A 24,360-nucleotide genomic window follows, 5' to 3' on the forward strand; every position below is an offset into this window, starting at 1 on the left:
GTGATGTCTGTCTCCGTCGGGATCAGAGCTTCACTTCGATGTCCACACCACTGGGTAGATCAAGCTTCATCAGCGCATCGATCGTCTTGGCGGAGGGGCTGTAGATGTCGATGATGCGACGGTGGGTGCGGGTCTCGAAGTGCTCGCGGGAATCTTTGTCCACGTGGGGTGAACGCAGCACGCAGTAGATCTTGCGTTTCGTGGGAAGAGGAATCGGGCCGATCGCTGTCGCAGCGGTGTTGTCGGCCGTCTCAATGATTTTGTCGCAGGAGAGATCCAGCATGCGGCGGTCAAACGCCTTCAGGCGGATGCGGATCTTCTGCTGAGCGATGGCAGTGGACATAGGAAGCGCAGACGGTGTCCCCTAGGGGAAGGAGAGGGTGAATTGTCGAGGTTCTGAAGGTGCTGGAGCCATGGCCGTTAGCACTCCTGGAGTTTAAAAGATGGGGGATCCGCGGATCCCCCGCCTCAGTCATCGGTTGATGACGATCACTCGATGATCTTGGACACCACGCCAGCACCGATGGTGCGGCCGCCTTCACGGATGGCGAAGCGCATGCCGGTTTCCATGGCGACGGGGCAGATCAGCTCACCGGTCATCTGGATGTTGTCACCGGGCATCACCATTTCCACGTTGCTGCCGTCTTCCGCGGTGAACGCGGTGATCTGGCCGGTCACGTCCGTTGTCCGGATGTAGAACTGCGGGCGATAGCCAGCGAAGAAAGGAGTGTGGCGACCACCTTCTTCCTTCTTCAGCACATACACCTGACCTTCGAACTTGGTGTGAGGGGTGATGGAGCCAGGCTTCACCAGCACCATGCCGCGCTCGATGTCTTCCTTCTGGATGCCGCGCAGCAGCAGGCCGACGTTGTCGCCAGCCATGCCCTCGTCGAGCAGCTTGCGGAACATCTCCACACCGGTGACGGTTGTTTTGCGGGGATCGCGGATGCCGACGATCTCGACTTCTTCGCCGACCTTGACGATGCCGCGCTCGATACGGCCGGTCGCCACGGTTCCACGACCGGTGATGGAGAACACATCCTCCACAGCCATCAGGAAGGGCTTGTCAACCTCGCGCTCGGGCTCGGGAATGTTGGAGTCAACAGCCTCCATCAGTTCCTCGATCTTGGCTTCCCACTCAGCCTCGCCCTCGATGGCCTTCAGGCCGGAGACCTGAACCACAGGGATGTCGTCGCCGGGGAAGTCGTAGCTGGAGAGAAGCTCGCGGATCTCCATTTCGACCAGCTCGATGATCTCTTCGTCATCGACCATGTCGCACTTGTTCAGTGCAACCACCAGAGCGGGAACGCCCACCTGCTTGGCCAGCAGGATGTGCTCCTTGGTCTGCGCCATGGGGCCGTCGGTGGCGGCGCACACCAGGATGGCGCCGTCCATCTGGGCAGCACCGGTGATCATGTTCTTCACGTAGTCCGCGTGACCGGGGCAGTCCACGTGGGCGTAGTGACGGCTATCTGTCTCGTATTCGACGTGAGCGGTGTTGATGGTGATACCGCGCTCACGCTCCTCGGGAGCACCGTCGATGTCGGCGTAATTCTGAACCTGAGCCTGGCCTTTCTTGGCGAGCACGTTGGTGATCGCAGCGGTCAGGGTTGTTTTGCCGTGGTCAACGTGGCCAATGGTGCCGATGTTGACGTGAGGCTTGTTCCTTTCAAACTTCTCGCGTGCCATTTTTTGTGAAGAATCGAGGGGGTGAATTAAGGGGGGTTAGAGATCAGGAATTGCCCTGATTCTTGGAGATGATGGCCTCGGCCACGTTGCGAGGAACATCCTCGTAGTGGCTGAATTCCATCGAGAAAATACCCCGACCCTGGGTCATGGATCGGAGTTCGGTGGCGTAGCCGAACATCTCGGCCAGGGGCACCTTGGCCGAGACTTTTGACGTGCCATCGTCAATCGCCTGACCTTCAACCTGACCCCGACGGGAGGACAGGTCGCCGATGACCGAGCCGAGGAAATCCTCGGGAACCTCGACCTCGACCTTCATCATCGGTTCAAGAAGTACAGGATTGCACTTCTTGACGGCATCTTTGAAGGCCATGGAGCCGGCGATCTTGAACGCCATCTCCGAGGAGTCGACGTCGTGATAGGAGCCGTCGACCATCGTGACTTTCACGTCGATCAGCGGGTAACCGGCGATAACGCCGGATTCGCAGGTCTCCTTCATGCCCATCTCAGAGGGCTTGATGTATTCCTTGGGGACAACACCACCAACAATCTTGTTGACGAATTCGAAACCGGATTCCGGCTCTCCGGGCTCCATTTCGATCACCACATGGCCGTATTGGCCCTTACCACCGGTCTGGCGGGAGAACTTGCCTTCGCCACCGGCTGAACCGCGGATGGTCTCCCGGTAGGACACCTGCGGAGCGCCGATGTTGGCTTCCACCTTGAACTCGCGCAGCATGCGGTCCACCAGGATTTCCAGGTGGAGTTCACCCATGCCGGCGATCACGGTCTGACCGGTTTCCTGATCCGTGTTGACACGGAAGGTCGGGTCTTCCTCAGCCAGTGCAACCAGGGCTTTGGAGAGCTTCTCCATGTCGCCCTTGGTCTTGGGCTCAACGGCCACGGAGATCACCGGTTCGGGGACGAACAGGGTCTCGAGGACGATCGGGTCTTCGACGGAACAGAGGGTGTCGCCGGTCGTGGTCGCCTTCAGGCCGAGCACGGCGCCGAGGTCACCGGCGCGCAGTTCGTCAACTTCCTCGCGGTCGTCGGCCTTCAGCACCACGAGGCGAGAGATGCGTTCCTTGGAATCCTTCGTGGAGTTCAGCACGTAGCTGCCCTTGGACAGGATGCCGGAATACATCCGAACGAAGGTGAGCTTGCCGTAGGGATCGGCCATGACCTTGAAGGCCAGAGCACTGAAGGGCGCGCTGTCGTCGGAGGGGCGCACCGCCTCACTGCCGTCGGGCAGCACACCCTGGATGGGGGGAACGTCGATGGGCGCGGGCAGGTAGTCGACCACGGCGTCGAGAACCAGCTGAACACCCTTGTTCTTGAAGGCGGAGCCGCAGAGCACCGGCACCAGACCGTGCTTCAGCACGCCCTGACGGATGCCACTCTTCAGTTCTTCATTGCTGAGTTCGCCGGTTTCCAGGAACTTCTCGATCAGGGTCTCATCGGTTTCCGCAACCGTTTCCATGAGGATGTTGCGCCACTCGGCGACCTGATCCTTCATGTCGTCGGGAACATCGGTGACTTCGATGTCCTGACCCAGGTCGTCCTTATAGATGTGGGCCTTGTTCTCCACCAGGTCGATGATGCCGCTCAGCTCCCCTTCAGCACCGATCGGCAGTTGGATCGGTGCAGCATTGGCTTTCAGGCGGTCCTTGATCTGACTGTGAACCTTCAGGAAGTCCGCTCCGGTGCGATCCATCTTGTTGACGAACACCATGCGGGGCACGGAGTAGCGATCCGCTTGCCTCCAGACCGTCTCGGACTGGGGCTGAACGCCGCCGACCGCACAGAACACAGCGATCACACCATCGAGAACGCGCATGGAGCGCTCCACCTCGATAGTGAAGTCGACGTGCCCAGGCGTGTCGATGATGTTGATTCGGTGGTCCTGCCAACTGGTGGAGATGGCTGCTGCCGTGATGGTGATGCCACGCTCACGCTCCTGGGCCATCCAGTCGGTTACGGCGGCGCCATCGTGCACTTCGCCGATTTTGTGCACCACTCCTGAATAAAACAGGATCCGTTCAGTCGTGGTGGTCTTACCAGCGTCAATGTGTGCTGCAATACCAATATTTCTGACGCGTTCCAGGGGAAAAGCGCGGGCCACAGGAAAATCTCCGGGGGTGAGGCGTGAAAAGGCGGGGTGACTCTACAGGGAAGCCCATGAACAAGTGTGTTGATGGGCTGGCTGCTCAGCCTCAGTAGCGGTAGTGGGCGAAAGCCTTGTTGGCTTCTGCCATCTTGTGGGTCTCTTCGCGCTTGCGAACGGCGCTGCCGGCTTCGTTGGCGGCGTCCATCAGTTCGCCGGCGAGTTTCTGAGCCATGCTGCGGCCGTTGCGGGAGCGGGAGAAGCTCACCAGCCAGCGCAGGGCCATGGCGGTGCCCCGTTCCTGACGGACTTCCATCGGCACTTGGTAGGTGGCACCACCCACCCGGCGGGCCCGCACCTCGACCAGCGGCGTGGCGTTCTTGACCGCGGTCTCGAACAGTTCGAGGGGATCACCACCGGTGCGCTCGTTGATCAGGCCGAAAGCATCCGAGAGGATCCGCTGGGCCGTGGACTTCTTGCCGTGCTGCATCAACCGGGCCACCATCATCGAGGCCAGTCGGCTGTTGAACTGCGGGTCCGGAAGGATCGGGCGTTTTTCAGCGGCGTTGCGGCGGGACATGAAAGCTCAGGACGTTTGTGTGGTGTGACGAGGTGGTGATGGGGTGATCGGAGATCACTCCTTCGGAGTCTTGGCGCCGTACTTGGAGCGTGACTGACGACGGTCTTTCACGCCGGAGGTGTCCAGGGTTCCGCGAATGATGTGATATCTCACACCGGGTAGATCCTTGACACGACCGCCGCGGATCAGCACAACGGAGTGCTCCTGAAGGTTGTGGCCGATGCCCCCGATGTAAGCGGTGACCTCGAATCCGGAGGTGAGCCGTACACGGGCCACCTTGCGCAGAGCCGAATTGGGTTTCTTCGGCGTGGAGGTGTACACCCGGGTGCACACGCCCCGGCGTTCGGGACAGGCTTTCAGGGCCGGGGACTTGGTCTTGGCCTTGAGGCGCTGGCGCTCCGTGCGGATCAGCTGTTGGATGGTTGGCATCGAGGGTCGGCGAGCGGTCGGACGCTCCGACCTGATTCGACAATCCAACACGATACCGGTTGACCGGCCCCTTCTATCCCTGACGACTGAATGCGCTGCCGCAGGCGCAGAGTTGGATGGCGTCGCCGCCGCGGATCAGAAAGCCTCCACCGCTGAGGTCGCCCCGGTAGTCGAGGATCAGGCCCTGCAGCAGGCTCAGCTGCTCGCGCGGAGCATGCAGGGTGACACCATCGGCACGGGCGATGGCCACACCGGCGAGATGGCCGGGACGGATGCGGATCACATGCTCGGCACACTCACCGGGCGTGAGATCCAGATGCATCTGGCCGGGAGTGCCGGCCACGGATGCCTGGCGCCCCAGTTCCGCTGCTGCCGTCGGGGTCAGGCGCAGGTTGGCGGCAGCCATCGGCGATGGAAATGCGGCCACCACAATGACAGGCCTCAGCCGGGGACCAGGCCCAGGCCGTTGTGGATCCGGGGCGAGCTGCCGCGTCCGTTCATCAGGCTGCGGCCGGCCACGTCCATGGTGGTCGAACTGCCGCCATCCAGGTTGAGGGCATCCCGCAGCCCCAGCTGCTGCATGGCCAGGGTCGTCTCCAGCAGGGTCGGATCGCTGCCGGTGGACCCGCGCAGGGTGAGCAGCCACGTGCCGCCCTCGCCGCTGCCGACCACGGTGCGGGGCGCCGACAGGCGGAGAAACCCCGGACTGAATCCTTCTCCGCGGCCGTTGAGCACCACGCGGCCCTCCTGCAGCAGCAAGGGGCCGCCTCCGAGCACGTTGCTGGATTCCCCGAGCATGCTGTTCGCCCGCAGCCGCAACGTGACCCTGTCCCCGGGTTGAGCCGGCAGCGGAGCACCACCGCGGGCGACCACCAGATCCGTCTGTGCCGCCAGGGGAACCCCCCGACGCAGTGCCGCGGACGCATAAACGGTCTCGACGATGCCGTCGCGCACCAGCAGCGCCTGCTCCTCTCCGCTGAGGGCCCGGTACACCGGTCCCCAGGCGCGGGTGTAGCGGCTGAGGCCCTTCTGCACGTAGCCGCTGTTGAGATAGCCGAGACCCCAGCGGCGTCCTCCATTCACCACCAGGTCCTGGTCCAGCCGCAGCCGTCCGAACTGCAGCGCGCTGTCCTGGTCCCAGGCGATCACGCCACGATTGAGGATCGGTCCGGACAGCCAGACACCATCACGCCGCAGGGCACCGAGCGGGAGCTGGCGGATCCGGTTGAAGAACCCACCGTTGATCCCGATCACCGCACCGGCGGGGCGCGCCAGCTGAGGAAGGAAACGCAGGCCCTGCTGGCTGCCCACCATCGTCAGGGGTTTGAGCTTCAGTCCGAGGTTCGGCAGGTCGCCTCCGGCGCGCAGCACTTCCAGCGGCTTCACCCCAACGGTCACCTGGCGGCGCTCCAGCACCAGCCCGCGGCGCACCAGGCCCGCAACAGCGGGATGGCTCAGGGGCAGGGGGGTCTGTTGCTGAGCCCTCACGGCCTCGGCTGCCGGCCCCCCGAGGCCGTCGAGCACTACGCGCCAGGGATCGGCCAGGGTGAGTGTGCTCAGCCGGGTTGCCTGGCCCTGCAGGCGCAGTCCGTTCGCGGTCTGGCGCGGTTGCAGCCCCAGGGTCCGCAGCAGGCGTTGCTGGCCAGGGTTGCTGCGGAGATCCAGAAGCAGATCGCTGCCGAGCCGTTGCACGAACACCGGTCCATCGAGGTCGAACACCACCCGGCCGGCGTTGCTGCCCTTGCCACGTCTGAGGCGCTGCAGCAGTGGTGCCGGAAGCTCCAGCAGCAGCTGACGGCCGCGGGTGCTGCTCCGGACCCCCACCGCCGCCAGCCAGTCCGCCACCTCCAGCGCCACTTCATCACCGAGGGGCCGCTGCGGAATGCTCTCCAGAGGGCGTTGCTCGCCGTACCACTCCAGGTTTCCGTCCTCGAGACGGCTGAAGCCCAGCTGACCCTCCAGCAGATCCAGCGGCAGCCAGAGTTCTTCGGGCAGGTCATCGCGCTGCCCCTGCCACTGCCAGCCTCCCGTCAGGCGCTGGCCGGCGATCACGATGCGGTCGCCGCTGCGGCTGGCAGCAGAACGCACCTCCGGCAGAGGTTCAGGCAGCTGGGCGAGGGGCAGCATGGAAGCGCGTGGGAAGCGAAAGGCGCCTGCCTAGGATCACTGGAACAGATGGTTTCTGCAGAGGACATCGCTGCAGACCCAAGCGTTTGTCCGATCTCCGCCCATGCCCGAATCCACCTGTCCCGCAGCGTTCTGGCCCTATCGGGACAGTCCAGCGCCCGAGTCGGTCGCGGGAGAGAAGGATGCCTGCGGCGTTGGATTCCTGGCGCAGCTGTCGGGTGAGACCAGCCACTGGGTTCTGCAGCAGGCTCTGCGGGGTCTCGGCTGCATGGAACACCGTGGCGGCTGTGGTGGTGACGGGGATTCCGGCGATGGCGCTGGGGTGCTCTGCGAAATCCCATGGACCTATCTGAGGGCGGTCTGGCCTGATGCGGCATCGGCGAAAGGTCTTGGAATGCTGTTCATGCCTCAGGACCCCGGCAAGCGGGACCTGGCGCATCAGTTCTGCGAGGACGAAGCTGCGGCTCTGGGGCTGAGCTCCGCCGGTTGGCGGGTGGTGCCGGTGGATCCCGCTGTGCTGGGACCGATGGCGCGGCAGACCGCACCCGTGATCGAGCAATGGCTGCTGGCCGGTGATGCCGAGGGCGATGCCTTTGAAGCGCTGCTGCTGCGTCTGCGCCGCCGGATCGGTGCCCGCGCCCGAGAGGCCTGGGGCTTCGAGGGCTCGCTGGATGTCTACGTGGCCTCCTTGAGCAGCCGCACCGTTGTGTACAAGGGCATGGTGCGCTCCGAGGTGCTGGCGCAGTACTACGCCGATCTGCGGGACCCCCGCTTTGAAGTGAGCTTCGCGGTGTATCACCGCCGCTTCAGCACCAACACCCTGCCCCGCTGGCCCCTCGCTCAACCGATGCGGTTGCTGGGCCACAACGGTGAGATCAACACCCTGTTGGGCAACCTCAACTGGGCGAAGGCCTCAGAAGCCAGCCTTTCGGAGGTCTGGGGAGATGCAGCGGCTGACCTCAATCCGGTGGTCAACCCGGGCTTCAGCGACTCGGCCAATCTCGACGCCACGCTTGAGCTGATGGTGCGCAGCGGCCGCTCGATCACCGACAGCCTGATCACGCTGGTGCCGGAGGCCTTCCGCAACCAGCCCGATCTCGACAGCCGTCCGCAGGTGACGGCGATGTACGAATTCAATGCCGGCATCCAGGAGCCCTGGGACGGCCCCGCCCTGCTGGTGTTCGCCGACGGCAAGCGGGTGGGCGCCACCTTGGATCGCAATGGACTGCGACCGGCCCGTTGGTGCACCACCGCGGATGGGTTCGTGATCATGGGATCGGAAACCGGCGTTGTGGATCTCAGCGGCAAGACCGTGGTCCAGAAGGGGCGCCTCGGTCCGGGCCAGATGGTGGCGGTGGATCTGGAGGCCGGGCAGCTGCTGGACAACTGGACCGTGAAGGAGGACGCCGCCGGGCGCTTCCCTTACGAGGACTGGCTGCAGCAGCACCGTCGCAGCGTTGCGGCCCAGCCCTGGACGCAGGAGCGCCAGATCGGCGAGCTGGATCTGCTGCGGCTGCAGACCGCCATGGGTTTCACCGCCGAAGACTTCGATCTGGTGATCGAGGACATGGCCGGTCTGGGCAAGGAGCCCACGTACTGCATGGGGGATGACATCCCACTGGCGGTGCTCTCCGAGAAGCCGCACCTGCTGTACGACTACTTCAAACAGCGCTTCGCCCAGGTCACCAACCCACCGATCGATCCCCTGCGGGAAAAGCTGGTGATGAGCCTGGAGATGCATCTGGGTGAACGTCGCCCGGCGCTGAAGCCCCAGGCGGAGGCCGCCGCGGTGATTCACCTGGACACTCCGGTGCTGAATGAAGCCGAGCTGGCGGCGATCAGCCAGCAGGGTCTGCCGGTGACGACCCTCTCCACTCAGGTGGCTGTTGAGGCCTGTGCCGGTGGCCTCAGCTCAGCCCTGGATGCGCTCTGCCAGGCAGCGGAGGAGGCAGTGCGCGGCGGCGCTCAGGTGCTGGTGCTGTCCGACCGGGTCGACCGTGCCGGTGCTCCGGCTCCGCTGACGGCCACCGTTGTGGCGATGCCGGCGCTGTTGGCGGTGGGTGCGGTGCATCACCATCTGCTGCGTCAGAAGCTGCGGCTGCATTGCTCGCTGGTGGTGGACACCGCCCAGTGCTGGAGCACCCATCACATGGCCTGCCTGATCGGTTACGGCGCCAGCGCTGTCTGCCCCTGGCTCACCTGGGAGACCACCCGTCACTGGTTGGCTCATCCCAAAACGCAGAAGCGGATCGAGCAGGGCAAGCTGCCGGCTCTGGATGCCGACAAGGTGCAGGCGAATGTGCGGGTGTCGCTGGAGAACGGCCTGCGCAAGATCCTTTCGAAGATCGGCATCTCGTTGCTGGCCAGTTATCACGGCGCTCAGATCTTCGAGGCGATCGGCCTCGGCGCCGATGTGATCGCCACCGCCTTCACCGGTACCACCAGCCGTGTGGCTGGCATGACCCTGTCCGAACTGGCCAACGAGACGCTGTCGCTGCATGCCAAGGCCTTCCCGGAGCTGAACCGCAGCAAGCTGGAGTTCATGGGCTTCGTGCAGTACCGCACCGGCGGTGAGTACCACCTCAACAGTCCGGACATGGCCAAGGCCCTGCATGCGGCGGTGAAGACCGGGCCGGGTTACGACCATTTCTCCACCTACAAGACCCTGCTGGAGAACCGGCCGGTCACGGCTCTGCGGGATCTGCTGGAGTTCAAGCTGGCGCCGTCGCCGCTTCCCCTCGACCAGGTGGAAAGTGCCGAAAGCCTCTGCAGCCGCTTCTGCACCGGCGGCATGAGTCTTGGGGCCCTGTCGCGCGAGGCTCACGAAGTGCTGGCGGTGGCGATGAACCGCATCGGTGGCAAGAGCAACAGCGGTGAAGGTGGCGAGGATCCGGCCCGCTTCCAGGTGCTCAACGATGTGGATGGCGAGGGGCGCTCAGCCGCCTTCCCGAGCATCGGCGGCCTGCGCAATGGCGACACCGCCTGCTCGGCGATCAAGCAGGTGGCCTCCGGCCGCTTCGGCGTCACGGCCGAATACCTGCGCAGCGGCAGACAGCTGGAGATCAAGGTGGCCCAGGGGGCCAAACCCGGAGAGGGCGGACAGCTGCCCGGCCCGAAGGTGGATGAGTACATCGCCTGGCTGCGCAACAGCAAACCCGGCGTGGCGCTGATCTCGCCGCCGCCGCATCACGACATCTATTCAATCGAGGATCTGGCGCAGCTGATCCATGACCTGCACCAGGTGCATCCCAAGGCGCCGGTGAGCGTGAAGCTGGTGGCCGAGATCGGCATCGGCACCATCGCCGCAGGTGTGGCCAAGGCCAATGCCGATGTGATTCAGATCTCCGGCCATGACGGCGGCACCGGTGCCTCACCGCTGAGTTCGATCAAACACGCCGGCAGCCCCTGGGAACTGGGGCTCACCGAGGTGCATCGCAGCCTGCTGGAGAACGGTCTGCGGGATCGGGTGCTGCTGCGCGCCGATGGCGGCCTCAAGACCGGTTGGGACGTGGTGATCGCCGCTCTGCTCGGTGCGGAGGAATACGGCTTCGGTTCGGTGGCGATGATCGCCGAGGGCTGCATCATGGCCCGCGTCTGCCACACCAATAACTGCCCTGTGGGGGTGGCCACCCAGAAGGAAGCCCTGCGCAAGCGCTTCACCGGCGTGCCCGAGCACGTGGTGAATTTCTTCTGGTATGTGGCAGAAGAGGTTCGTCAGCTGCTCAGCCTGCTCGGCGTCGCCAAACTCGAGGACTTGATCGGCCGCAGCGACCTGCTGCAGCCGCGTGCGGTGCAGCTGGCCAAAACCAAGGGCGTGGATCTTGCCAGCCTGCTGGCACCGATCCAGGGGGCGGAAGACCGTGCCTGGCTGCGCCACAGCGCCGAAGCCCACGGCAATGGCCCGATTCTTGAGGATCAGCTGCTGGCCGACGCCGAGCTGATGGCTGCGCTGGAGAGCCACGGCTCCCTGAGCCGCACGATCGCGATCATCAACACCGATCGCAGCGTCGGTGCCCGCCTGGCCGGTGAGATCGCCCAGCGCCACGGCAACCGCGGCTTCAAGGGGGCGTTGGATCTCACCTTCCGCGGTGCGGCCGGCCAGAGCTTCGGCGCCTTCCTGGTGCAGGGCATGAACGTGCGCCTGGAAGGAGAAGCCAACGACTACGTGGGCAAGGGCATGAACAGCGGCAGCATCAGCCTGGTGCCGTCCGATGGCTGCGCTGATCCCGGCGATCAGGTGATCCTCGGCAACACCTGCCTCTATGGCGCCACGGGCGGTGAACTGTTCGCCCTCGGCCGTGCCGGCGAGCGCTTCGGGGTGCGCAACAGCGGTGCCCGCGCTGTGGTGGAAGGTGCCGGCGACCATTGCTGCGAGTACATGACCGGTGGTGTGGTGGTGGTGCTGGGCAGCACCGGCCGCAATGTCGGGGCCGGCATGACCGGCGGCGTCACCTTCCTGCTGGATGAGGGCGATCGGGTGGTGCCGCGGGTGAACCCTGAGATCGTGGAGGTCTGCAGCATCACCACGGCTGAGCAGGAGACCATGCTCAAGGGCCTGCTGGAGGCGCATGTGGCGGCCACCGCCAGCAGCACAGCCTCAGCGCTGCTGGCGGACTGGGCCGCGGCGAAGGGCCGTTTCAAAGTGCTGGTGCCACCGAGCGAGCGGGCGGCGATGGGGCTGACGCAGAAGCAGGCGGTGGCGGCCTGATCCGGCCGCGGCGACCTGTGGCCTGGTTCATCAAGCACGAAACCTTCACGCCGCAGACCGCCGAGCTGTCCCTGGACCAGCGGCGGCCGCACCTGGAGGCCCACCGGGCCTGGGTGGAGCAGCAGGGTGCAGAGGGCCGGCGGATCCGCAGCGGCTTTCTGGTGGATGAACAGCGCCGCCCCGGTGGCGGCGGGCTGCTGATCTTTGAGGCGGCGTCCTACACCGAAGCCCTGGCGTGGGTGCAGCAGGACCCGATGATCCAGGCCGGCCTGGTGAGCTGGACGTTGCAGCAGTGGATTCCCGTCAGCGGGGATGGCTGGCCATGAGCCGCTGCACCTCACCGGCGTGATAGCTGCTGCGGGTGAGGGGGGTGCTCACCACCTGCAGGAAGCCCAGCTCCTCTTCGCCGACGTGGCGGTAGTGGTCGAACTGCTCGGGCGTCACGAAACGGTCCACCGCCAGGTGCTTGGGGCCGGGGGAGAGGTACTGGCCGATGGTGACGATGTCCACCCGGTGGGCGCGCAGGTCGCGCAGCACCGTGATCACCTCCTCGTCGGTTTCACCGAGTCCCACCATCAGGCCGGATTTGCTGTATACGCTTGGCCAGCCCTGGCGCACCCGTTGCAGCAGCTCCAGTGAGCGCTCGTAAATGCCCTGGGGGCGAGCCAGCCGGTACATGCGCGGCACCGTTTCGATGTTGTGGTTCAGCACATGGGGGGCGGCGGCCATCACGGTGGCCAGGGCGTCCCAGTTGCCGCAGAAATCGGGGATCAGCAGCTCGATCGTGGTGAGCGGTGAGCGCTGCTTCACCTGCTCGATGCAGGCCACGAACTGGGAGGCACCGCCATCGGCCAGGTCGTCGCGGTTCACCGAGGTGATCACCACGTGTTTGAGGCCAAGGCGGGCCACCGCCTCCCCCAACCGTTCCGGTTCTGTGGGGTCGAGCTCACGGACGCTCTTGTCGAAATCGATGTCGCAGTAGGGGCAGGCTCGGGTGCAGCCAGGCCCCATGATCAGAAAGGTGGCGGTGCCGCCAGCGAAGCACTCACCGATGTTGGGGCAGCTGGCTTCCTGGCAGACCGTGTTCAGCTTGAGGTCGAGCAGCAGGTCGGCGACAGCGCCGATCCTTTCCCGCTGCGGGGCTTTGACGCGCAACCACTCGGGCTTGAGCACGGCTGATCAGGGTCAATCTCTGACCTTAATGGGGGCAAGGGATCTGCTGCCCGGCTGAGGGTCGTCTTCTACGATGGAACCAACGGGATGTAGCGCAGCTTGGTAGCGCACTTCGTTCGGGACGAAGGGGCCGCAGGTTCGAATCCTGTCATCCCGATTTTCAACGCCGATGGCGTTTTGAGTTGCTGAACAAGACTGGAGATGCTGGTGCAGGCTCTGCTGGCGCTTTTGATTCCGACGCTTCTGTTGCTGGGGCTGACCGCTTTAGTGGCGACGGGTCGATTGCATTGGTCGAGCTCTGCTGAGTGGTTGCTGGCTCGCCAGAACAGGCTCTGGATGGGCGGAATCATCGCTCTGGCGGCGGCCGGTGCGGTGGCAGCGCTCAGCCGGAACTGACATGGCTCCGGATGTGCAGCGTTTCGTGATCGCCCAGCTGCTGGTGATCATCGTTCCTGTCGGGGCCCTGTTCTTCGTCTGGATTCGCATGCTGGGCAGATCCAGGCCCTGATCAACGATGCAATGCCAGCCAACGACTGTTGATCCGATGGCTTTGCTCGGAACCTGTAAAAGCAACATGCGTGAGCAAGTGATTCCAGTGCAGATTTTCCGCCAAAAATAAAAACTCCCCTGGCCTTCACACCAAGGGAGCAGTCCCTGAACCTGGACACCTCTCCAGGCAATCCCATTAAACAGCAAGTGCTACAAAGCATGCTTCTGTTTGTGGCAGTTTGCGAAGGCGGTCTTTTTGACGCTCATTGAATGAATGTTGGACATGGCGGTGTCATCCCCGATCAACACAAGATGTGCTGTCGTAAGCGTTTTCAGTCACTACCAATAGCGTTGGATCAGCCTGTGCAGATCATCTGCACAGGCTGAATTCTTCTGCTTTGTCAGAAAATTGTGGTCGTCATTCGTTCCTTTTTCCTGCTCGAGCTGATGCCCACTGCCAGCAATCAAGATTGAAAAAACTGCCGGATCGAACCTGGTCGTCTCACTCCACGCGCGCGAATGATCTGATGCTCTGGCTCGGGGTGATGGTCAGGCTCGGGGACGTTCTTAGAACCGGAAACTGGTCTTCACCAGGGCTCCGAGTTGCTGAACCGTGCGCTGCGATGGTGTTGCCTCCCCCAGCGGTCGCGTCAGCAGAAACAGCGCGGGAGTGACGCTGATGGAGTCGCTGATCGGCCAGGAGGTCCACCATTCCCACACCAGGCCGTCATCGATCGTGCTGGCGATCACCGGTTGTCCCACCCCCATGCCGATGCTGTGTCCATCGATCAGCACATCGCTCCACTCCAGCCCGAGGCTCCAGGATTGACTGTCGCTGTCACGGCGGTTGTAGCCCCAGCCGCCGCTGATCGAGGGAAGCCAGCCACTCTGCTCCGGCTGCCAGGAGCCACCGACGCCGAGGGCATGGGTGAATCCCGGTGCGAGCTGCTCCTCACCGCCCATCAGGGCTGAGTAGGTCACCGCCAGCCGCCAGGCCTCTTGCTCGTAGCCGACCTGCAGCGTCGCGGCACTGTCGGCATGGGCTGTGGCGATCCCGCCAGCGAGCGGGGAACTGCTGTTGCCGTTCGCTGCCACGTAGTTGAGCGACAGGCTCAGGTTGTCTCCTGGGCTCCAGCTGATGCCTGCCCCGGCGCCCAGTGTTTTGTTGTACGCCCCTGGAGCGCCATTGAGAGTCAGCACATCGAGGATGGCATCACTGGGGTACACGCTTGGCCAGAGAGCGAGCATGTCTTCCTGCCCCACCCGGGGTCCGGCGGTGATGGTGAAGGCGTCACCGATGGGGAAGGCGTAGAAGATCTTGTCGATCGCCAGAAGGTTCGGCGTGGCGCCTTCCTGAAACGCCGTTTCCAGGGTGGCGAGGCTGCTGGGTCCCGCCCCACCGAACACATTGCTGTCGCCATCGAAGTTTCCAGCACGCAGAACGGTGGTCAGCAGGTCTTTCCCCGTGAAGCTGGTCTCCAGGCTGAGCTGCAGATCGTTGTTGAAGCTGGTCGCTCCGAAGCGTTGGTTGTTCTGATTCACGAGGGCGTCGGCGGACCCCATGAACCGGTTGGCCCCCAGCACGAACGTCGCCAGACCGCTCAGCTTGGTGGTGGTGGAGAAAGACGTCGCGTCCAGTTCCCCGACACGGGCCTCCACGGCGTCCGCGCGGCCCTTGAGGATGGCCAGTTCCGCTTCGAATTCCCAGATCAGACGCCTGATGGCATCCGTCGTCACGCTCACCTTGTTCAAGCAAGCCTGCAGCAGAGCCGCTGCTTCGTTGCGTGTCATGGCTGCTGGGCTCCGGGCCATGCCATCGGCTTGGCCGGAGACGCAGCTGTGCTGCTGGTTCAGCTGCGCCAGCTCCCGATAGGCCCAGTCCTCAGGGGTCAGATCCATCCATCGGTTGAGGCGGTTCAGTGGCTCGCTGGCTTCGGCCGCCAGCGGTGCCAGCAGGCTGAGGGTCAGCGGAACCATCAGGCATCGGCGGAGATGAGGCAAGCGGTGTCCTGACGACGTGAGCATCAACCCTACTCAACCGAATTCGCAATTGGATCTGTGATCAACGGGGTCGCTGTTCGTATTGCCCTCCTGCAGATGCCGCACAGCACCCATCCGGCGTGCATCGGCGTCAAGCCGTGGTGCTTTTTGCACCGCAGCTCCCCTTCAGTGCGCTGAAGTTTTGGGCCGACTTGTCAGTCCTGGCCTCCGCTTGAGCAAGGTCGAGGGGGAACGTTGCCCTGTCGCGAGCCTTATTGCGAATGACTTGCAATCGCGACTTGATCTCTGTACTCTTGCAATCAATTCTCAGTCGCGTTAGCTGTGATGGTTTCTGCGTACAGGTTTCTGCCGGATGACCCGGCAGCTCCGATGGCAATGCCGCGGCTGCAGACCGTGCTTCTCGATCCGACAGCGCGAGGCCAGGCCAGTGTTCTTGAGGTGATGGAAGGGGTTTGCAGGGTCTATTGCCCCTGCGAGGAAACAGAGGGGATGACCTTGGCCTTCCTGCAGTCCGGTGATCGGCTTCGTACGGATCGCCTTTGCAGTGATGGAGCCTGCGTCGAAGCCCTCACGGCTCTGCGCTGTCGCCGGGATGCCGTTGGTGAGAACGAGATCGGAATTGATGCGGTGAACGAATGGACGTTGCAGCTCTTACGCATCCGCCATCTCGGTCAGGCCGAACAACGGCTACATGCATTGCTGGCCTTGCTGGTCAATCGTCTTGGTCTGAGGTGCAGTGATTCCTTCCAGCTGCCATTCCGCCTCACCCACGACCGATTTGGTGAATTGATCGGAGCAACAAGGGTGACGACAACTCGCCTGATGTCGAAGTGGCGACAGTCTGAATTGGTCGATTTCAGTGGTGGGAATCTTTCGATGAGCTTTTCACCGGAACTCATTGAAAGCGCACCGCTCTCATTCTGATGGCCCCAACGAACCGGTCGGAAAGCATTCTTTTGAGCCTTTGTGAGGAGGCTGAATGGATATGGAGGCGAATGACAGCATGCGAACGCTCGCTGACCCGTTGCCATGACCACATCCTGCAAGGCCGGCTTTGCGCTGAATGCCGCTCTCTTCGTGCACGATGCCAAGAACTGAATGCGGCCAGTTGCGCTCTGGCTCGGTATGGACACGCTGATTCCTGGCAACTCAATCTACTTAACGAGCTCCTAGGGCGGATCAAGATCCACTCATCCAAGTCTCAGATGTCTCCGCTTTATTGAAGAGACGCGGGCTGATGCTGATCCTGAGATAACTCATTGTCAATAATTAAAAGCGCTGCAGCCTGGCTGTCAGCGAAGCGAACACGCCCGAGAAGATGAGCAAACTCGTGTTCAGACTGCAGCTGTTGCTCAATGATTGGATCAAGAAAAACTGTGGTGCGGATGTCAGTGGCTCTCTCCGCCATCGCGTAGAGCTGTTGAAGTGAAGCTGTGAGGTCACATTCCATCAGGAATGATGTGGCCATGAGATCCACAGGAGCCTCCCAAGTTTGATTCGGTGCCTCAAGAGCCTGAAGCACGACTGTTTGTCCACGGGCAATGAGATAGTCGCCAACGCGACCCGCATGTGAGTGCTCGCTGGCTGATTCCTTTTGGAAAAAGCGAGAGAATCCGCGTAATTCTCTTTCGGCGAACCAGATTGACGCTGCAAAGTAGGCGGTATGCGCCTGCCTTTCCATGTTCAGGTGTTGCTGGAGTCCACTCAGAAGATCCGCATCCATGGACTCGGCCATGGCCCTCCCCGTAGGTCCAACTGCAACAGATTGAGTTTTGGCCGGACCGGCTGTTGAGAACGCCATGACTCCCCATCAATGTAGTCGACACTTATCTTGCACACAAAACTGTCTGCGTGCGCTGTTCAGTCGACAGGGTGTGCGATTTTCACCGCTTAGATGTTAATGATTGGCATTCTCAGTTGCCCTTCACGTGTTTGGGTTTTTAAATAAATAAAGCTTGAATTTCTACTGCCATCCGTTCTCAGCCATGAGCTGTATGGCTTTTTTTTGCGTATTGCCTAGCTTACTGATTGGCACATTATCAGGGTTGACAGATCCAAAGGCTTTCAGTTCTGCTGAGGTTCCGAAGCCGCGCAAGGGATATTCGAAGGTTGGTCCAGCCAAGGCATCACTTCCTTTTGGGGAAGCCAAATATTCAATGAGTTGGATGGCTTCGGTTTTGTTTTTTGCGGAGGTGGCAAGACCGGCTGCGCTCACATTCACATGAGCTGGGTTGGGCATGATGAGCTTGATTGCTCTCGCAAGTGACTGATCCTTGTGTCCACTTTGACCAGCTTGCATTCTTGCAAGATAATAATGATTAACAACTCCGATGCCACATTTACCTTGCCCGACTGCCCTGATCAATGACGAGTCGCCGCTGTAAAAGGGTTGATTGATGTTCGCAACCATGCCTTTGATCCAATTCGAGGCGTTGGCTGTTCCTTTTAGGATTATTTGATCAGCGACCAATGATTGATTGTAGACATTTTTTCTTTTTCTCAGGCACAGCTTCCCCTTGAACTCAGGCTTTGCAAGGTCGGCATATGTTTTGATCGAACTTGTTTTGACAATCGCTGGATTGACGATGATTGCTCGAACACGCCGTGTCAATCCAAACCATCGACCCTTGGGGTCTCGATATTCTTTGGGTACAAACTGATCCAGTTTTTTAGATTGAATTGGAATTAACAGGCCTGCCTGAGCTGCATTATTGATCCTCGCTGCATCTACTAGTAGAATTATATCAGCTTTGGAATTTTTACCTTCGCGCTTCAATCTTTCAATCAATGAAATGCCAGTTGCTTCAATCAAGCGAATTTTGATCCCTGTTTCTTTGCTGAAGGCTTTGAAAGCTTTTCTATCCGTATTGTAATGCCTTCCTGAATAAATACGAACTTCTCTGGCTTCGGCTGGTGACGCTGAAACCAGTTGGCCAATAATGAGCCCAAGGCCGCATATTATTGCTGCTTTCTTCATAGAACAATGATTATTTCTCACCTTAGCCTGGTCGCTCACAAGGTTTGTGCATTTTGACAATGCATGGTGTGTCAAATGATGCGTGACGCTTTGGTCTTACGATTGCTTTTCTCCTTCCCCAGGCATGGATTCTCTCATCACTTCGCTTTTTGGTGTTGAGGAAGCGTCTTCGCTGCGATTGTCTCTTGAGGATGACGAGCAGTTTTGGCTGGATGGCCGTTTGACGGCTGGCAGTCAGGCCGCTGAGGTAAAACGCAATCGCCAGCTTTCCCCGGTCTGTCCGACAGCAATGAAGGCGGTTCAGTGTGTTAAAGATGCGCTATGTGCCAATCCATTGATCAAGACTTATGCCTTGATTAAAAAGGTTCATGGTGTGATGTTTTCTCGTTGTGATCCAGGTGATGGATATGGCTTGCATGTAGATAATCCTTTCACAAAGGAAGGCCGGCGCGATCTTTCCTTCACGCTCTTCCTGAGTGACCCCTCCCAATATGAGGGTGGGGCTCTTCGCATCCAAGGCTTACAAGATTCGAGTGAGCATCGCCTCCTTCCAGGACAGGTGATTCTTTATCCCAGTTCCAGCCTGCATGCTGTGGATGGCGTCAATCGGGGAAGACGCATTGTTTGTGTGGGTTGGATTGAGAGTCATGTGAAATCAAGTGAAGATCGTGCATTGCTTTTTAATCTTGAATGTGGCGCAAGAGGATTGCTTGCTCGTCATGGTCGTTCAGACGAGCTTGATTTGATTTATCAAGCCTATGCCAACGCAGTTCGGAGGTTGGCCAACTAAGCATCAAGTAGCTTTTGTTACAAGGCTATGTAGTCAATGCGGTTCTTGACTTCGCCTGTCTTTTCGATAATGGTATTGATAAGCTCTTCGAGTTCATGGCTAAGGTTTCTCCGGTCTCAATGTTCCTTGCAGCCACAACACTTCTTGTCTCTGCAGGTGTTCACGAAGCAGTGCATGCTCAAGCCGCAGGTGGCTTAAAAGAGTGGTCCACCGATCAGGCTGTGGATGAAAAAAGCAAGCCGGATGCGGACGCGGCTGCCTTGTTGAAACAAGCTGAGCAGGAGGATGTCTGTGTACCGATCGGTGAAGGCGAGAATTGTTGGTGATTCAAACTTGAATCAATAAAAAGCGGAGGCAACGAGTTGCCTCCGCTTTTTATGAGATAACAAAATAGGGGGAGGCAGAATGTTTTCTCCCCCCTATTTTGTTTGATGGAGTCAATTAGAACTTAAAGGTGGTCTCAACCAGACCGCCAAACTTATTGGATCCATCAGCAGTCTCTTTGCCGTATGCATTGTCGACCCAGAACACAGCTGGTTTGATCGAAATGTTATCGGTGACTTTGAAGTCGTAATAACCTTCGATCGCGAAGCTAGGCTCACTGCCTGAACCTTCATCCTGGATTTCGGTGGCATAGCTGGAATAGGATCCGAATCCGATCCCCAGCTTGTTGCCATCCATGAAGGCGTCATTCCAATTCAAGCCAACCATCCAGCCTTTAACGGCCTCAGCGTTGCCATCGTATTGACCCTCAGCGAAGCCGAAGTCGATACCAGCACTGATGGTAGGGATGAAACCAGAGTCCTCAGGCTGCCAGTAGCCACGAAGACCGATGGCATGCATTGGGTGGCCAAGATTTTTCGCATGGGGAGTGGAATACCCCATGGCGGCCTTCGCACCAGTCTTGATGTCGTCGCAGTCGCCGTCATCATCGATTCCAGCGCAGTGCTGACCTGCATTCTTCAGGGCATACAGCGCTGAAACATGCCACTTACGGTTGCCGTAGCCAATTTGGCTCAGCCAGTAGGCGTCGGTATTTTCACCGAACATGCCCTCTTTGGGATCACTCTTTGCACCGTCACCACCGTCAGCAACGTAGTTGGTGGCAATGTTCAGAGCTGCCTCACCCCGATCAACATTTTGACGCCACTGGAGACCAAAACCCTGGCCTGTGCTGGCACCGAGAACGGCTCCGTAACCACCGAGTTTGAAAGCCTTCAGAACAGGCTTGTATCGGGTGGGAGTCTCAATCATGTAGTAGTTCTCAACCAGGGCACCCACTGTTGCCTTGAATTCAGAACCAATTGGAAAGGAGTACCAGAGTTTGTCAACCTTAAGGGTGTTGTCACCACTTTTGGCGTCAGCCAGATAGGAATCGGTCTCTGTCCAGACGTTTGTCATGTTGCCCGCGCGTAAACGGGTGTACAGACGGTCTTTGCCAGTGAAAGACGTATTCAGGTTGAGAGTGAGCCTGTAAGAGAAATTGAAGGCATCGCTGTTGCAGCCGCCGGCATTTTTACCTGTCGTGTCTTCGTCGTTGCACTCATCGCGATCGTCATACGTGACGCCACCGACGAAAAAGTTGGCCTTGCCTTGCAGCTTGGTGGTGGTGGAGAACTGGGTGGCTTCCAGTTCGCCGACGCGGGCTTCAAGGCCGTCGACACGTCCGCGCAGGATGGCGAGTTCGGTCTCGAACTCCTTGATCAGGCGACGAAGCTCGTCGGTGATTTCAGTGATGCGATCGAGGCAAGCGTTCAGAAGCGCTGCAGCCTCGTAGCGGGTCATGGCACGGTTGCCACGGAAGGTGCCGTTGGGGTAGCCGGCGACGCAGCCGTACTGCTCAACCAGGTTGCTCAGAGCCTGGTAGGCCCAATCGGTCGGGTAGACGTCAGAAAACTGGGTGACGCTGGTGACCTGCTCTTCGACGGCATAGTCCGAGACGCCGGCGATGTTCAAGTCAGTAGCATGTGCCACAGGAGCCAAAAGGCCCAGAGCAGCAGGAGCCACCAGCAGTTGCTGGAAAAGCTTCATGGAATTCCTCACACAGAAAATGCCCAGAATGGGCTGCCTAATTCTGTTTAAAGGGTCTCTTTGAGGATGCAAGAAAAGAAGTGCTTGCGTGTAACATATGTCGCTTGCTGGCGTGATATTTGATGAGTATTTGGCCTTTGGGGATTGCCTTCGAATGTTGCCTGATCCTACGTTCAAGCATCATTAAAAGTTCACGGCTTGACATGGCCCGAAGTCTTTGGACGCCTGGCTCATCGTGGTGATAAAGTTCAAAAACAAAGGACTACGGAGCTGAGGCTTTGAAATCTGGTCTTCGCAACCTGTCGGTATTTTTATCCCTTAAGAAAAAGGGTTGTAAAAAATCAAAATGTTCGAAGTGGAAAGGTGGATCATGCCGTTGCGGTCGCGAGTGATGTGCTTGTTGGGTTGGAATCGGGTTGTCAGTTCAGTCTTTGATGGTGAGTAATCCTTTCGACTCTTCGATCGAGATGAATCCGTTTTCCCTGAGTTTTCCCATGGAGCGGCTTACCGTCGAACGCGTTGTGCCAATGATTTCGGCAAGCCTTGAATGAGACAGTAAAAAACTGAGTGTGCAGCCCTCTCTTGTCCTCCTTCCGAGTCTGTAGACCAGAAGCTTCAGGAGATTGAAGAGTCGTTCTTCTGCTTTGACGGGATGACGTACGACGTGCAGTGCCATGAGCCATTCTGTCAGGAAGTCATCTTGTTGACTGATTAACTCTTGCCCGTACTGAATGGTCAATGTTGTCTCTGACAAGGCTTCTAATTGGAGGTTGCAAGTCTTCGGATGCAGGAATCCGCCTCCCTCCATCGGCGACATCAAGGCAAGAGTTGTCTCAGGGATTTGATCTCCATGGTGTGCACTCAGGCGGATGAATCCGTCGATGACTTGGATCGACACCCAACGATTCCCATGGGGAGGTGTCAGGACGAGTTGCTGTGAGTTCCGCAGATGCAGTGATTGAGCCTCCGATGGCCCAGCAGGGCTTGGAGTGCTCATTGAGTGCTGGCCTCTTTACATTTGATACCTGCAATTGATTCATATATTGTGCGGCCGATCTGAGGGTATGTAGTTATGAGGTGTGCCATTTAAGTCAAAGGTTTGGCTTTTGTGTCAATGGTCATAACACGCTGCGCCATTCCTGTGATTCTGTTGATTGCGATGTCGGCTTACGCGGGAGTGCGTTGGCAATCTTGTGGCCAGGAGGGTGCAATTAAGTCGTCTTCTCGATGTGCATCCACAGAGTTGATCTCGAGTCAATCTGTCTGAGCATCTCCATGTGTTCCTCTGTCAAGGCTCTGGCGTCGTCATGGGAGCCAGACAGCGAATGAATGGAGATTCGGTCCATGCACCAATCTCTGACTCCGGTGAGATTGAGCATTCGTTCCAGATGGACTCTGTCTCCGGATTCGGCCATTGTTAATGGGGATCGTCGCCTCTCAGGCTGCTCTCAATAAGCGGCGACTCTTTTTCAGTCTTTACATCTGATTGTGATGATTTCTACGTGTCGGAGGTCTGGTTGATTCAGCTCAGACTGGCTCCCGGATAGCCGCGCGGTGTCACCATGCGGCCGTCGCTGACCCGGCTGCTGCTGTTGCCGATCAGAACCAACGTGAGCATGTCCACGCTCTCGATTTCAAGGGCCTCCAGGCTGGTGAGTTCCACCACCTCCTCCGCACGGCCGAGTTGACGAGCCAGCACCACCGGGGTCGTGCCTGCGCGTTGCTCGCGAAGAAGCGTTCTGGCCCGTTCCAGCTGCCAGTTGCGATCCCTGGAACGGGGGTTGTACAGCGCCACAACAAAATCGCCGGCGGCAGCTGACTGCAGCCTCTGCTCGATCACCGGCCATGGCGTCAGTCGATCACTGAGGCTGATGGTGCAGAAGTCGTGCATCAACGGAGCTCCTGCTTTGGCGGCAGCCAACTGCAGTGCCGAGATGCCGGGATGCACCTCAAAGGAAGGTCTGGCGTCAGCGGGTTGCTGCAGCCAGAGCTCAAGGGCCAGGCCGGCCATGCCGTAAATACCGCTGTCACCCGATGAGATGAGGGCCACCTTCGCTCCCTGCCGCGCCAGGCCCAGAGCCTGCTCGCAGCGATCCCACTCACGGGTGAGCTGACCGTCACAGCGCACCTGGTCGCTGCGTCGCAGCGGTTCCAGCAGGTCGAGGTAGAGGCCGTAGCCCACCCAGACGCAGCAGCGGGCCAGGGCCCTCCGGGCATCCCCGCTCAGCAACGCGGGATCTCCAGGGCCGCTGCCGATCAGGTGCAGTTCCCCCCGTTGCGGGGCGAAAGGCACGGCTGCTTCCGCAATGGCCACGGTCACCGCTCCATGCTCGTTCGCTTGCGCCTTGCTGATCCGTTTCTTCAGCCTCAGACGGGCGTCGTCTCCAGCGGCGAGCAGGGCAGCGGCCTCCGCCACGGAGGCTGTGCCCAGCTCGGATCGCACCACCTCAGAAGGCGTCGGCACGTCGATGGCATCCAGCCTTTCGGCGCTGTACGTGCGAAAGGGCCAATCCCTGCTGTCACGCACCTGCAACAAGGCGGCTTCATCAGCCTTGCGATCAGCGCTGGCCAGACCGGCGACGGCCTCGACGGCCAGTCCGGCTTCCGCGAGGGCCTGATCGATGGCGCGTTCCACCAGGGTCAGACTGGTGTTGCGCTCGCAGCCCACCCCCAGCCAGAGGCTGGCCGGATGCCAGCGGCAAGGGGCTTGCAGCTCCGCTCCGATGCTGAGCTCTGCTGAATCGGGGCTTCCTTCCACCAGGTCCTGTCCCGCTGAGATCCGCTGCCAGTCGGTCGCACCATGGCTCTGGTGGACACGCACAGCGTGACCGCGGGCATGTGCCTGCATCAGGGTTCGCCAGGCGTCCGGACTTCCGCCCCGTCGCCATCCCCAGCCTTCGCCGAAGCTGTCGAGTGCCAGCCGTCGGTCGCTGGCACAGGCTCCTGTCAGAACGGCCTGTCCGCCGAGATCGGCGGCGAGTTCCCTGGCCAGCTGCTCGGCACCGCTGCTGTGACCCCCGAGCAGCGGGATCACCCACTGACCCTTCGGATCGAGCACCAGCACAGCCGGATCCTTCTCTTTTCCCTGTAGGTACGGAGAGATCAGTCGGGTGATCGCCCCCACGGCGCCCACCATCAAAAGAACACTGTCGTGATGCCAGTGCTTCTGGAGAACGGGCTGCAGGCCGTTGCCGGCCTGCAGCGTCTCATCGGCATGATGGCGCTGCATCAGGCGCTGCAGCATCGGTTCCGCTGCAATGGACAG

General features: G+C 60.3%; 20 protein-coding genes and 1 tRNA gene. 7 read left to right on the plus strand and 14 right to left on the minus strand.

Translation table 11 applies throughout. The features are described from left to right. Positions 1-22: 22 nt before the first annotated feature. The 7 genes from rpsJ to KR49_RS09830 form a co-directional block, all read right to left on the minus strand. Positions 23-343: a 30S ribosomal protein S10 gene (gene rpsJ, locus KR49_RS09800; protein WP_006042265.1), complete on the minus strand. Its 321-nt coding sequence runs from the start codon at positions 341-343 to the stop codon at positions 23-25. 146 nt (positions 344-489) lie between these two features. Beyond that, the gene (gene tuf / locus KR49_RS09805) at positions 490-1,689 is read right to left on the minus strand and encodes an elongation factor Tu (protein ID WP_043694753.1); all 1,200 of its coding nucleotides are present in this window, start codon (positions 1,687-1,689) and stop codon (positions 490-492) included. A 43-nt stretch (positions 1,690-1,732) separates the two neighbouring features. Further along, complete coding sequence (gene fusA, locus KR49_RS09810) at positions 1,733-3,808, minus strand: elongation factor G (protein ID WP_043694757.1); 2,076 nt, start codon at positions 3,806-3,808, stop codon at positions 1,733-1,735. A 91-nt stretch (positions 3,809-3,899) separates the two neighbouring features. Beyond that, positions 3,900-4,370 (minus strand): 30S ribosomal protein S7, encoded by a 471-nt coding sequence (gene rpsG, locus KR49_RS09815; protein ID WP_043694760.1) that lies wholly within the window; start codon positions 4,368-4,370, stop codon positions 3,900-3,902. Between the two features lie 54 nt (positions 4,371-4,424). Further along, positions 4,425-4,799: a 30S ribosomal protein S12 gene (gene rpsL, locus KR49_RS09820; protein ID WP_043694764.1), complete on the minus strand. Its 375-nt coding sequence runs from the start codon at positions 4,797-4,799 to the stop codon at positions 4,425-4,427. A 73-nt stretch (positions 4,800-4,872) separates the two neighbouring features. Continuing rightward, positions 4,873-5,205 (minus strand): AIR synthase, encoded by a 333-nt coding sequence (locus tag KR49_RS09825; RefSeq protein ID WP_043694769.1) that lies wholly within the window; start codon positions 5,203-5,205, stop codon positions 4,873-4,875. A 35-nt stretch (positions 5,206-5,240) separates the two neighbouring features. Then, positions 5,241-6,926, minus strand: a complete 1,686-nt coding sequence (locus KR49_RS09830) for a phosphodiester glycosidase family protein (RefSeq protein ID WP_043694771.1) — start codon at positions 6,924-6,926, stop codon at positions 5,241-5,243. A gap of 103 nt (positions 6,927-7,029) precedes the next feature. Between KR49_RS09830 and gltB the strand changes: the two genes are divergently transcribed. Then, entirely contained in the window at positions 7,030-11,634 is a 4,605-nt protein-coding gene (gene gltB / locus KR49_RS09835) for a glutamate synthase large subunit (protein WP_043694776.1), read from the plus strand. Positions 11,635-11,651: 17 nt separating this feature from the next. Then, positions 11,652-11,960, plus strand: a complete 309-nt coding sequence (locus KR49_RS09840; RefSeq protein ID WP_043694779.1) for a YciI family protein — start codon at positions 11,652-11,654, stop codon at positions 11,958-11,960. Here KR49_RS09840 and lipA read toward each other — a convergent pair. Then, positions 11,938-12,807, minus strand: coding sequence for a lipoyl synthase (lipA, locus tag KR49_RS09845; protein WP_043694782.1), 870 nt, complete (start codon positions 12,805-12,807; stop codon positions 11,938-11,940). The two genes, KR49_RS09840 and lipA, sit on opposite strands and share 23 nt — an antisense overlap. An 83-nt stretch (positions 12,808-12,890) precedes the next feature. Here lipA and KR49_RS09850 point away from each other — a divergent pair. Together KR49_RS09850 and KR49_RS09855 are read left to right on the plus strand one after the other, a co-directional pair. Beyond that, positions 12,891-12,964 (plus strand) — tRNA-Pro (locus KR49_RS09850). Between the two features lie 44 nt (positions 12,965-13,008). Continuing rightward, a complete protein-coding gene (locus KR49_RS09855; RefSeq protein ID WP_253912745.1) occupies positions 13,009-13,203 on the plus strand; it encodes a hypothetical protein in 195 nt (64 codons plus the stop codon). Positions 13,204-13,863: 660 nt separating this feature from the next. Here KR49_RS09855 and KR49_RS09860 read toward each other — a convergent pair. After that, positions 13,864-15,273: an iron uptake porin gene (locus tag KR49_RS09860; RefSeq protein WP_043694785.1), complete on the minus strand. Its 1,410-nt coding sequence runs from the start codon at positions 15,271-15,273 to the stop codon at positions 13,864-13,866. A 399-nt stretch (positions 15,274-15,672) separates the two neighbouring features. Here KR49_RS09860 and KR49_RS09865 point away from each other — a divergent pair, with 399 nt between their 5' ends. Beyond that, positions 15,673-16,221, plus strand: coding sequence for a helix-turn-helix domain-containing protein (locus KR49_RS09865; RefSeq protein ID WP_043694788.1), 549 nt, complete (start codon positions 15,673-15,675; stop codon positions 16,219-16,221). 292 nt (positions 16,222-16,513) lie between these two features. On the opposite strand, the gene KR49_RS09870 is transcribed toward KR49_RS09865, so the two are convergent. Continuing rightward, complete coding sequence (locus tag KR49_RS09870; RefSeq protein ID WP_043694791.1) at positions 16,514-17,098, minus strand: ferritin; 585 nt, start codon at positions 17,096-17,098, stop codon at positions 16,514-16,516. A gap of 162 nt (positions 17,099-17,260) precedes the next feature. After that, complete coding sequence (locus KR49_RS09875; RefSeq protein ID WP_043694794.1) at positions 17,261-18,274, minus strand: extracellular solute-binding protein; 1,014 nt, start codon at positions 18,272-18,274, stop codon at positions 17,261-17,263. Positions 18,275-18,398: 124 nt separating this feature from the next. Here KR49_RS09875 and KR49_RS13375 point away from each other — a divergent pair, with 124 nt between their 5' ends. After that, entirely contained in the window at positions 18,399-19,064 is a 666-nt protein-coding gene (locus tag KR49_RS13375; protein WP_043694797.1) for a Fe2+-dependent dioxygenase, read from the plus strand. A 14-nt stretch (positions 19,065-19,078) separates the two neighbouring features. Then, positions 19,079-19,390, plus strand: coding sequence for a hypothetical protein (locus KR49_RS09885; protein ID WP_371257628.1), 312 nt, complete (start codon positions 19,079-19,081; stop codon positions 19,388-19,390). A 115-nt stretch (positions 19,391-19,505) separates the two neighbouring features. Here the strand turns inward: KR49_RS09885 and KR49_RS09890 are convergent, their stop codons facing one another. The 3 genes from KR49_RS09890 to cobJ all read right to left on the minus strand — a co-directional run bounded on the left by KR49_RS09890 (position 19,506) and on the right by cobJ (position 24,339). Further along, positions 19,506-21,095, minus strand: a complete 1,590-nt coding sequence (locus KR49_RS09890; RefSeq protein WP_043694799.1) for an iron uptake porin — start codon at positions 21,093-21,095, stop codon at positions 19,506-19,508. Positions 21,096-21,519: 424 nt separating this feature from the next. After that, the gene (locus KR49_RS09895) at positions 21,520-21,993 is read right to left on the minus strand and encodes a helix-turn-helix domain-containing protein (protein WP_253912747.1); all 474 of its coding nucleotides are present in this window, start codon (positions 21,991-21,993) and stop codon (positions 21,520-21,522) included. A gap of 624 nt (positions 21,994-22,617) precedes the next feature. Beyond that, entirely contained in the window at positions 22,618-24,339 is a 1,722-nt protein-coding gene (gene cobJ / locus KR49_RS09905) for a precorrin-3B C(17)-methyltransferase (protein ID WP_043694805.1), read from the minus strand. Positions 24,340-24,360 lie beyond the last annotated feature (21 nt).

Origin of the sequence: Synechococcus sp. KORDI-49 (assembly GCF_000737575.1) — a bacterium.
Classification (GTDB): Bacteria; Cyanobacteriota; Cyanobacteriia; order PCC-6307; family Cyanobiaceae; genus Parasynechococcus.